This window comes from Shewanella sp., from assembly GCF_051658185.1.
GTDB lineage: Bacteria > Pseudomonadota > Gammaproteobacteria > Enterobacterales > Shewanellaceae > Shewanella.
In genome coordinates this window covers 1-3,904 of record NZ_JBOFMC010000197.1, presented here as the reverse complement: position 1 = coordinate 3,904, position 3,904 = coordinate 1, and the positions used below count along the sequence as shown (strand labels likewise).

Annotated in this window: 3 protein-coding genes; all 3 read right to left on the bottom strand. The window is 46.7% G+C overall.

Features of this window, described 5'->3' with window-relative positions:
- Window positions 1–130: 130 nt before the first annotated feature.
- From ACRCZA_RS07870 to ACRCZA_RS07860, 3 genes are read right to left on the bottom strand one after another with little or no spacing between them, the layout of a single operon-like run.
- On the bottom strand, window positions 131–478 hold the full coding sequence (locus ACRCZA_RS07870) for a hypothetical protein (protein WP_438673902.1): 348 nt from the start codon (window positions 476–478) through the stop codon (window positions 131–133).
- A complete protein-coding gene (gene traC / locus ACRCZA_RS07865; protein WP_438673901.1) occupies window positions 471–2,870 on the bottom strand; it encodes a type IV secretion system protein TraC in 2,400 nt (799 codons plus the stop codon). The genes ACRCZA_RS07870 and traC overlap by 8 nt, the downstream gene beginning before the upstream one ends.
- On the bottom strand, window positions 2,870–3,562 hold the full coding sequence (locus tag ACRCZA_RS07860) for a DsbC family protein (protein ID WP_438673900.1): 693 nt from the start codon (window positions 3,560–3,562) through the stop codon (window positions 2,870–2,872). The genes traC and ACRCZA_RS07860 overlap by 1 nt, the downstream gene beginning before the upstream one ends.
- Window positions 3,563–3,904 lie beyond the last annotated feature (342 nt).

The window sequence follows — 3,904 nt, the reverse complement described above, 5'->3', positions numbered from 1 at the left end:
ATCAGGCAAGCAACGCTCTTGCTGGGTATCAATACCGATTCGGTAGCGCATCATGGCGTAGGTACCTGCCAATGCCATGATTGAGGCTAGAACGATCAACCGGATGAGATATGGCCGCCAAGGCATCTTTTTATGGAGTATCGGCATCAGAGACCTCCTTCGACCCAACAGGCACAAACACAGAATCATCAGCGCCGACGACTGCTTGGGCATCAAGCACAATGAACCCCGCAGCCTTTAACTGTTCGATTTGCTGATTGATCTTAAGCAAACGCGATTCGATGTCTTGTTCACTTGCATTCGGTCCCAGTGATAACACCGCATTGCCAAAATCCACAACTGCGATGGGCGTGATTAATGCCAACTGACTGTGGATAGGTTCGAGCGTTTTGATTAAGAGCCAGCGGGTCATTAAGCCACTGCCCGCAATAGACAAGATGATAGAGGCCATAAAGGGCAACATCGTGGACTTATTCACCGCCGCGCTCCTTCAATAACTGACAAATGGCCTCGTCAACAGTTAACCCTTTGCGCGTTAGCTGCTTAATCGCAGTCACATCTTCCGCACGGGACGAGTACAACAGCTTGTGAAACGGATCGACAATCAGACGGCCAATACCCGTACCCATTTCAGTTATAAAGAAAATTTCGGAATAGACACCGGTGACGGTATGAACCGTTTTCAGGTATTCATAGCCTCCTTCACCTAGTGGCAAGCGGCCTTCTTTTTTGAGCGCGTTAATGGTTTCGGCTTTTTGACCAAGGAGGTACATATTGGCCGAGTTTTCTGCGATGGCTTTACCTGTAGGGCTGTGATACAAATCATTGACCGACTGCGTTACCGTTACAGCACTGCCGCCATATTTTCGAAATCGACGGTAGCCAGTTTCGATAAACTTTCCAACATCACCTTGAGTCAGCAGATCCCAGGCTTCGTCGATGAACACAATCTTGCGGCGATCCCGCTCACCTAAGTACATCTCTTGCTGAATTTGGTAAATAAGCTGAAGTAACACCACTTGTTGCAGATGTTTACGCCCCTTGAGTTCCTCTAACTCCAGAACGGTGAAACGGTTTTTGAAGCGAATATTGTTATGACCATTAAAGAAGCGACCATATTCGCCCTGTGTCGTAAATGGATAGAGCTGTTCACCCACGTCTTGCACCCGCCGATCTTCATGGTTTTTTAAGGCCTCTGCCACATCATCAACCAACATGGAACGACCTTTTTTCTCCCAGAGTTCACGGGTCTGACGTTTTAAGTTGGCCATTTGAAAGTCGGTTAATGATTGCGTGGGTGCCGCCATTGCGGCCAATAACCCAACCAGTACATCTGCTTCTTCGTCATAGTCCTCAACGATTTCAAACGGATTTAAGCAAATGCCACTGTCCCGCCCAAACTGTAAGAACTCACCGTCATAGACTTCACACAGCTTTTCATAGGAACGGCCAACATCAATCACCCAGCATTGCCCGCCTTCAGATAGGTAAGAAGAAATGATCTCATTAACCAAAAATGACTTTCCAGAACCCGATTGCGCGGCAACACAGCAGTTGTAGTTACTACCTGAGTCATAGAGCGATATACTCATGAGCTGGCCATTGCGAGAGACAACGTTAATCACTGGCGTACCAGTGCCTTTCCAGTCAGCAAACAAAGGCAATAAGGGGATCACATGCCGTGTCGCCATAGTCTTGAATCGAAACAAGTCGTTCATCGCCTGGCGGTCAGCACCAAATGGCAAGGCATTGAGAAAAATGGGCAAACAGAAGTATTTGTCTTCCATCAGCTCAAATCCAAGTTCTTTGAAGTAGGTTCGAGCATTTGACACGGAACTGATCGACACTTCTTCCGTTGGTGAAAACAGCGTCAAAGTCATATTTGCTCTAATAGGACGATCACCTTCTTGCAAGGCTTCAAAAAGGACATCAAACCCCTTTTTCTTGGCAGCAAGCACCGGCACAAACTTGAGCATCGGGCCATAGGCCTGATTGACCGCCCATTGCCGCTTGGTCTCTAAACGAGATCGCATCGCCTCGGCTGAGGGAAAGTGAATGGTGACATTCAGCAAAAAACTGCCGCGTAAACCGCGACTACCCGTCATCATGTCGCCCGCAAAACTTGCGGCATGACCAAACCAGATCCGCTCAGGCAAGCGCTTAAACGATAAGGTTTTAACTCGGTAATCGCCCAGCATCAGACCTTGGCTATCCACTTTGATAGCTCGGTCATAATCCAACACTTGCTCTCGAAGTGGTTTATCTGCCTCACTTCGAATCGGTGATGGATTGCGCCAAGAAGCATCTTTTCCCCAGTTAAGCTGCGCACTTAATGCCGCGAGCCAATTTCGGTCAGTCATCTCAGTGACGCGAAAGCCAACCGTCGCCAGCGCCTGAGAGAAAGAAGTGCGAAGCGCGGATGCTCGACTCAACTCACGCTCCGTCGGTATAGGGCTTTCCAAAGGCAATTTGCAGGTGACGATCAGTTGAAAGTTGCGTATCTGAGTCTGGGTCGATTCCTCTATTGGTTGAACCGTACCTCCATCGAGGAAATCCGCACGTTTGCGTATCGACGCCCTGAGCAATGGATCGGATTGACGATGCCGTAAGCCCATCATGCGCTGAAGGTCGGTTTGAATATCAGGCGAGGCGTACAGGCCAAATTGCAGCAAAGTGTCTTTTGGCCAGTCGTTGTTGAGTAGGACATTAACCCTGTCTGCAACAGACTCGTCCCCCCCCGGCAGTGGATCACATAAAAAACCAAACCCTAAACTTTGGTCTTCCATGAAGAACAACTTATCATCATCTGAATACGCCAATACCGTCAGCAGCTGTGATGCTCGTTGCCCTGCATAAAGTGAAGCTTTCATTAATGCGCCTCCAACCATGCAGCAAGATCATCTGGGCGTCCACGACTGATACGACCATCACTAGCAACCATGAATGGGACACCTTGAATACCCAAAATTTGAGCGGTAACCAAGGTACGCTGCATTGACTCTAATTTACAGGCATCATCTTGCTCTAAGTTATCGATACGCCCATTAAGTAGCGCTGCAGTCGCCGCCTTTTTGTCACGAGCACAGCCAAGCTGGCGAACCTGACGCTCTGAATCAGGTCCAAGGACTGGTACAGGTAAAATTTGGAAGGTGTAATCTTTAGTCAGTAGTAATGCTTGTTTCAATAACTCATGACAGTGAGGGCAACGTGGATCGACAAAAACGACCACTTTCTTCTTACCTTCTCCCAGATTGAGTGGATTCAAGTCATCCATGTTTAAGCCAAGTCGACTTAAGTCCAGTGTATTGCTGGCTTCACGAATTGCATCAAGACTCGTTAATGACTTTTTAGACCAGGCATCATAGAGTGTGCCATCGATGACAAACCGACCACTGTCTGACATGAAAACAATGCGGCCATTGCTTTCAACTGCTTTTATACCCGTAACAGGTAAAGAAACCATACCGTCAATTTTACCAATTGGCGACACATCAGACTCAGGCTCCGCTTGAACCAAAGAAGATAGCGCGAGGGCCAGAGTAATTGCAGATAGTTTTCGCATGAGGAGTCCTCGTTAGTGAAAATCGAGGTTCCAGTCTATGCAGTTGTCCTATGTGGACTCGGTTAGATAAATTGAAAAAATCACAATCTAACTAGATGCTGTCGCCTCAATCAGCGGAAACCTTTGAAACTAGGCTAGTCATCAATAAGCAAGGATACCCTAAATTTATTATCGGTAATATTAAAACTCCTAATATATAATAAAGCTATCTTATAGGTGCCATTGATATGAACAATAAAATATCGATACATCAAAGCATAAATAAAACCCTCTTACACCGATGGTTAACTATATTGAACATACCTAAATATGCCGTAAAAATTGAATATCACCTTAATAATA